At 70.9% G+C, this 6353-nt stretch carries 6 protein-coding genes; all 6 read right to left on the bottom strand.

Annotation, left to right across the window (positions count from 1 at the left end):
* Window positions 1-2 precede the first annotated feature (2 nt).
* Complete coding sequence (locus ACFTZL_RS39110) at window positions 3-1151, bottom strand: DUF3631 domain-containing protein (RefSeq protein WP_382593520.1); 1149 nt, start codon at window positions 1149-1151, stop codon at window positions 3-5.
* On the bottom strand, window positions 1148-1567 hold the full coding sequence (locus ACFTZL_RS39105) for a hypothetical protein (protein WP_382593517.1): 420 nt from the start codon (window positions 1565-1567) through the stop codon (window positions 1148-1150). The genes ACFTZL_RS39110 and ACFTZL_RS39105 overlap by 4 nt, the downstream gene beginning before the upstream one ends.
* Window positions 1564-2490 carry a bifunctional DNA primase/polymerase gene (locus ACFTZL_RS39100; protein ID WP_382593514.1) on the bottom strand — a complete coding sequence of 309 codons (927 nt, stop codon included), beginning with the start codon at window positions 2488-2490 and terminating at the stop codon, window positions 1564-1566. The genes ACFTZL_RS39105 and ACFTZL_RS39100 overlap by 4 nt, the downstream gene beginning before the upstream one ends.
* Complete coding sequence (locus ACFTZL_RS39095) at window positions 2487-3353, bottom strand: hypothetical protein (RefSeq protein ID WP_382593511.1); 867 nt, start codon at window positions 3351-3353, stop codon at window positions 2487-2489. The genes ACFTZL_RS39100 and ACFTZL_RS39095 overlap by 4 nt, the downstream gene beginning before the upstream one ends.
* 91 nt (window positions 3354-3444) lie before the next feature.
* Window positions 3445-3939: a hypothetical protein gene (locus ACFTZL_RS39090; protein ID WP_382593508.1), complete on the bottom strand. Its 495-nt coding sequence runs from the start codon at window positions 3937-3939 to the stop codon at window positions 3445-3447.
* A 204-nt stretch (window positions 3940-4143) separates the two neighbouring features.
* Window positions 4144-6267, bottom strand: a complete 2124-nt coding sequence (locus ACFTZL_RS39085) for an ATP-binding protein (RefSeq protein WP_382593505.1) — start codon at window positions 6265-6267, stop codon at window positions 4144-4146.
* Window positions 6268-6353: the final 86 nt, after the last annotated feature.

Raw genomic sequence — 6353 nt, 5'->3', positions numbered from 1 at the left:
GGTCAGGCCGCGTGTTCAGTGCCGGGTAGCGGAGGTAGCGGACTTTCCGGGGGTGGGGGGCAGTAGCGGGCCCACGCGTCCCTCAGATCGGCGACGTAGTAACCCTTCAGCACGCTCCCGGCGGCCTTGATGTTGCGGGAGGTGATCGGCTCGTTGTCGGCCGTCATGTACTCGGCGAGCATCCGAGACAGGCGCCGGTTGTCGAGCGGCTTGCCGTGCAGGTCCGCCCACGGAGCGTCGTCCAGGGCGTTGAGCCGGTCCAGAATCGCGACCGTGGGCAAGCGGTCGATGCCGACCATGACGTGGTCGCGCAGATCGGTCAGCAGCCGGACCCCGAGGCTGCCTTTGTCGTTGGCCTTGGACGCTGCGACCAGGAACACGCAGGCTTCACGGGCCCGGTCGGGCCAGTCCCCGCCGACAGCGTCCGCGACCGCGAGCAGCGGTTCCCATACGTCGGCAGGCCGGTCGGTGACGCCCTCGGGCATGGTCGGCCACACGTTCATGACCCGCTCGCTGACCTGCTCTGCCCATGCTGCGAGCCGGTCGCGCAGGGCGAACCCTTCCTTCTCGTGGATGCGGGTGCGGTAGGGCTCGATCGTCTCGTTGCGGGCCCTGCGGCGCATGCGGATGTTCACGGAGCGGTCCCGGATGGTTTCGGGCAGGTAGCCGAGCCCGGCCACGGCGACGGCGGCGTAGGAGTGGAATGCCTGCACGGTCTGGTTGGCGCCGTCGCCCACGCAACGGAACATCGGCCGATTGCGGCGGTGTCCTGCGTTGATGAATCCCCGGAGCTGCTCGTTCTCCCCGGCCTTAGGGCCGAAGATGGTGTCGATTTCGTCGAAGAGGATCGTGGGCCGCTTGCCGTCGACGCCGGCCACCGCGCGGAAGAGCGCGGCAGCGGAGGCGTCGACTGCGGCCATCGGATTGGGCACGAGCGTTTCCACGATCTCCAGCGCCCGGGACTTTCCTGACCCCGGCTCGGGGGACAGGAAGGCGAGGCGGGGGGTGGACTCGAAGCAGTCGAGCAGGTGGGCGTGTGCGTCCCACAGAACTACGGCCACGTAGGCGGCTTCCGTGGGGAAGACGTTGAAGCGGCGGTGGAAGGCTTCCACCTCGTTGAGCAGCGCGGCCCCGTCGATGGTTGGGGTCATGCGGCGGCCCTCCTTTCGGGGGTTGCGGTGAGAGCTCCGGAGCAGGCGGATCGGTGGGCGTCGTACTCGGTGACCAGCGCGGCCACCTGGTCGGGGCCGGTGGCGGTGGCGGTCTGTCCGCAGGGGCAGGCGTAGGCGGCGGCGGGCAGGGCGCCGGGCCGGGTGGACCAGCGGGCGCCGTCGTAGTGGTGCCGGTAGACGGGCGGGGCGAAGATCCGGATGCCGGGGGCGTCTGGTGTCGGGTCGGCTCCGGGCCGGGCCGGGGACCGGTTCGAGCGAAGGGCAGTGAGGACGCCCTTGCGGGCGGCGCCCTTCGGTTCGCCCGGGGCCGCACGATCCACAGGTTGTGGAGCGGCGTGCTGACTGGTGGTGGGGGCGGTGGGGCAGTCCAGGCGGGGGGAGTTGGGGGCGGTCATGAGGCTGCCTGCCGTTGTGTGGCGTGGGCGATGACCCAGTCCATGGCGCTGCGGATGGTGGTGCGGCACTCGGCCGGCGGTAGTCCGCTCGCCTCCCCCGCCGCCTGGATTGCCTGCTCCGCCGCGTCCCGGGGGAGGTCGCCCCACGCGACGAACCGGGCTACCTTGCAGGCGCTCTTGTGCAGGGTGTTGTTGCGGCCGTTCGGCCCGCCCTCGACGGCACCGGCGATGACCGCGCATTCGCGTTCCAGCGCCGCGCGAGCGGCCCGTGTGCCGTCCCGTAGCGGGGCCAGGTCCACGACGGTGGGCTTGGTCGGCTCGGTGAGCAGCGTGGCCAGCCACGCCGGGAGCGGTGCGACCGGCGCGTCGTCGGTCACCTCGTACGTCCCGTCGGGGGTGGTGCTGCCGGGGGCGACGACGTAGCCGCCCCAGGCGCGGGTGTCGATGTGCGGTCCGAGACGGTTGGCGCTGTTCTTCAGCCGGACCCCGGTGGGGGCGGTGAAGTACAGGTGCTCCCCGCCGCGTGCGGTCCGCACCCGGTAGGTGTCGGGGACGGTGTGGCCGGTGCGCTCGCAGAGCGCTGCGAGGGAAGTTGCGCCGTCAGGCGCTCCTTTCGGCTCTTCGGGCTTGCACACATCCAGGTCGATGACGAGCAGCCCGGCCGGGCCGGTCGCGATCCCCACGTTGTACGGGCGCAGCGCCCACGTGGCGTGGATCAACGCGGGGTCGGTGGTGGCGCGCTGCTCGGGCGTGCGGTGCCCGTCCGCGCAGCGCCCGGTGCTGGGGCAATCCCGTTCGGGGTGCCCGGCAGGCCGCTTCGTGTACGGATGCAGCGGGATGACCGGCCAGCCGCGCTCCGCCGCGGTCAGGGCGGAAGCGAGCCGCGGCAGACAGGTCAGATCCACGGTCAAGGCCTGGTTCATGCTGCACTCCGATCGATGAGCAGCGTCTGCCGATGGGTGGGGATGGCGCTGATCACTCGGGTACGCCACTTCAGGGCGTAGTCGATGCAGTTGGCACAGTTCTTGTGCGTGGTGTGGCCAGGCAGAGGCGGACGCCGGCGGGCGTGGGAGCTCCAGGCCGCGGAGTCCGCGGAGGCGAGCAGGTGCCCGACGCGTTCCAAGCCCAGGATCTTGAAACCGAAGCCATGGAGCTTGAAGCCGTGTGCAGCCATCGCGGTGACAATCGCGGCACCCTCGCGGGTGGACTGCAACCGGCACACCGACCCGAGCCCCACCACCGGCTCACGCCGCAGGTCGACCCCAGCGTTCTCGAACAGTTCCACGCACCGCTCGTACTCCGGGATGCTGCGACCCTGAAGAACGGGAGCGATGCGCAGGTCCGGCGCGAGGGAGCGCAGTTCGAGGAAGTTGGCGACGGTGCGGCGCTGGTGTTCGGCGACACTGAGATGGGTTCCGACGAAGTGCTGCCCCTGGAAGGTGCCGCCGTGGATGATGGCTTCCTCGCACATCCAGTCCTGCTGTGCGGCCCAGTCGTAGGGGCCGACGTGCTCCCAGATGCGGCGCAGGTCATCGACGTACTGGCGGGGCGAACGGGTCCAGGTGCCTTTGTTCTTCAGCTCCATGAACCCGCCCGAGTCGACCGCGTAGGGGCCGCGGGCTTCGTCCCACTTGATGGCGCGGTCGAAGTGCTCGGACTTCAGGAACAGCGGCACGTCGGTCAGGCGCAGCCAATGCCGCTTGTGGGTGGTCAGGTAGAACCGCATTCCGCCCGCGGCGGGAGCTCCCGCCGCTAAGGCTCGCGGGATGGTCGTGGGTTGCGTCATGCTGGGAGACCTCCAACAGGTCTGATGAGGACGGGTTGGACAAGGGCGGCCCCGCGACTTTGGCGAGACGAGGGGGCCGCCCTTGGCGTAGCTAGCGGTTGGTGTTGCGGGCGAACACGCCGCGGGTGTGTGAGGTGGTGTTCTCCTGGTTGACCGGGCCGGTGTAGTGGTGGTGGGTTTCGGTGCGGGTGGCCTTGAGGGAGCGCAGCGCGGTTCCGATGGCCGCGACGACGGCGGCCAGAGCGGCGATGGGCAGGGTGACGAACAGGACGCTCGTCAGGGACACGGCGGCGAAGCCCTGGCAGGCGAGCCAGACGCCGCACCCGACGCCGACGCACGCGGCACCGACGCCGATACCCGCGACCGCGGTGCCGGCGGCCCATGCGGGGACGATCCGGCGGTCGGGCTGGGGCACCGGGGGCGTGCTGCCGTAGGCGGGCAGGGGGCTGGGGTCCCGGTAGGCGGTGGGCATCTCGGGCGCGGGCTGGTAGGCCTCGGCGATGATCCGCCGGGCCTCGGCTGTGGCCTGCTCGTCAGTCATCCGGACGTCGGTCTGGCTCGTGCTGGGGGTGGTCTCGGGGTGCATGCGGAATCCCTTCCGGCAGTTGGTCAGGGAGGCGGAGACACCCCCTTCGGGGCGCCGTGTGGAGGGGGTTTCAGGGGCCTGACCTGCGGTGCCTCCCTGACTCCCTGAACGATCATTCGTGCAGGTCAGAGCCAGGGAGGCGGGCCAGGGAGGGGGTCAGGGAGTTCTCCCTGCCTCCCTGACCGTTCGGGGGTCGGCTCCCTGTCATCCGTCGGTGGAAGCGGAACCCTCGTCGTCGCGGTTGGCGAGGGCACGGGCGACGCGGTCGCGGCCGACGACCATGCGGCCGTCGGACTTGTACGGCTCCGCGCCGGCGTCCTCCAGCACGCGCTTGAGGTCGCCGGGCGTCCACGTGCCGTAGGCGTCCTCGTTGAGCGCGGAGAGCCGCTTGAGCACATCGGCGGTCAGGACGCGGGAGGCGTCACCGAGGACGGACGCGATGTCGGCCAGCGGGTCACGCTCTTCGCCCCGCTCGACGACGTGCAGGGTGGTGACACCGTCGCGCAGCGCCTTGGCCCGCCCGGCGATCTCCTTTGCATCGTCGGTGCTGATGTAGTGCGTGCGCACCGTGATGGACGCCTGCCCGGCCGGGATATCGATGCCGCTGGAGGAAACGACCAGAGTTCCCTGGTCCAGGCCCTGCCGGAGCAGGTGCGGGGAGGCGCCGCCGTCGACGGCCTTGTCTCCCAGCGCCATGCGGGCCTGCGACTCGGTACCGAGGGCGAGGGAGGCGCGGGTGTGGGCGCCCTCGCGGACGAGCTTGGGGAGGTTCTGGTCGGTGGGGTCCTGCGTGCCCTGCCACAGCAGGACGTTGACCGCGCGGCCCTGGTTGTGGATCTTCCGGCATGCCATGAAGTACCGGGACTCATTCCTGGACCCGCCATAGGGGCGCTTCTGCTCGTCCTTGACCGGGCACATGAACGCCACCTGCGCCTCGTCCACCAGCAGGATCAGCGGCGGGAAGACGCTGCCGGGCGGGGCCTGGAGGCGGCGGTTCATCTCCTCCACCCCGTCCTCGACCATCTCGGTCGCCTCGATCACGTGCTCATCGGTCGGTCCCTGGATCAGGATGGTGGCGAGCCCGTCGAACATGTCCCAGTCGCCCACGCCCTTGAGGTCGGCGATGCGGAACTCCGCGCTGCGATCGAAAGCGAGCCACAGCGCGAGCGCCCGCAGCGCGGCCGTCTTGCCCTGGTTGGACAGGCCCGTGACCAGCAGCATCCGCTGATACGGGCTCAGCAGTGCCGCATCGCCGCGCAGGTCCTGCCCCCAAGGGGCGCGCCCCTTGGCGTAGTCAGCGGTGAGCGACTCGTCGGTGACCAGCGGAGACGGGCCGATCGGCTCGTCCAACGCCCCGGAATCGGCGATCCACAACCTGACCGTGCGGGCGGCCTGCGGGAGGGTGATGAACACCTCGTGCTCATGCCGGGTGAGGTTCTCGGCGAGCTTGCGCCGCCGCTGCTGCACCTCCACCGTCGACACCCCCGACGGGAGCGTGACGTCGACCTCGACCCCGCATCCGGCGATCCGGATCGGGCCGAGCATGGAGGCGCCGGCGTCGCCCATTTCCTTGATGGCGTTGCGCAGGGCGGGCACGCCGAGGTCGCGCAGGGCCTTGACGACGATGGACGGGGTGATCGGCTCACCCTCCCCGTTGCGGACGTTGTCGGGCAGGGCCCACTGGGGTGCGGCCTGCTGCTTGCGGCCGACTGACCACAGGGCGAGCAGGGCGAACAGCGGCCCAAGGGTGACGGCGTAGGGCCAGACGACCTGGACGATGGTGATGAGCAGGCCGATGAACTCGATCACCGCAGTCAGCGGCGTGATGACGTCGGCGACGTCCTTGGTGTTGAGGGCCATCACGATGCCGAGGGCGACCAGGGTTCCGATGCTCATCCCCGTGCCGACGGCCACCCCCTTGGCGGCGTCGAGCGGGGAGTGCAGCAGGTCCATGCGGCGCCGGTGCCGGGCATCCCGGAAGCGCTGCAACCGCTCCTCCCACTCCTCGGCCAGCTCGTGATTCCCCGCGGCTTCCGCCGCCCGGATCATGCGCTCGTAGCGGGAACCGGTACGGCCGTCCCAGGTGCGGCGGGCCACGATCCGGCCCCCGTTGAACGTGTAGAGCCCGTGGCGGGCCGCCGCGCGGAGGGTGGTCGTGGTGCGCTCGTCGGTGGCGATGCGCTTCACCGCCCGCCCGGAGCGCACCCACCCCGGCACCGGCGCCGGGGCCGGGGCCGGGGCGTCCGGCACCACGGTCAGTGTGGTCACCGACGCGTCCTGAGCAGCAGGCTCGGGGGTCTTGTGGAGGCGTACGACGTTGTCGGACATGCTGAGGGTTCTCCTGACTGCCCCCATCGGGGGCGGGAGTTGAGGGAGAGGCGTCGGGGCGGCCGGGTCCGTGGCAGGGTTGGCCG

Origin of the sequence: Streptomyces sp. NPDC056948 (genome assembly GCF_042674225.1) — a bacterium.
GTDB lineage: Bacteria > Actinomycetota > Actinomycetes > Streptomycetales > Streptomycetaceae > Streptomyces > Streptomyces purpurascens.
The sequence above is the reverse complement of the archived record's forward strand: the minus strand, read 5'-3'. Positions and strand labels throughout refer to the sequence as shown.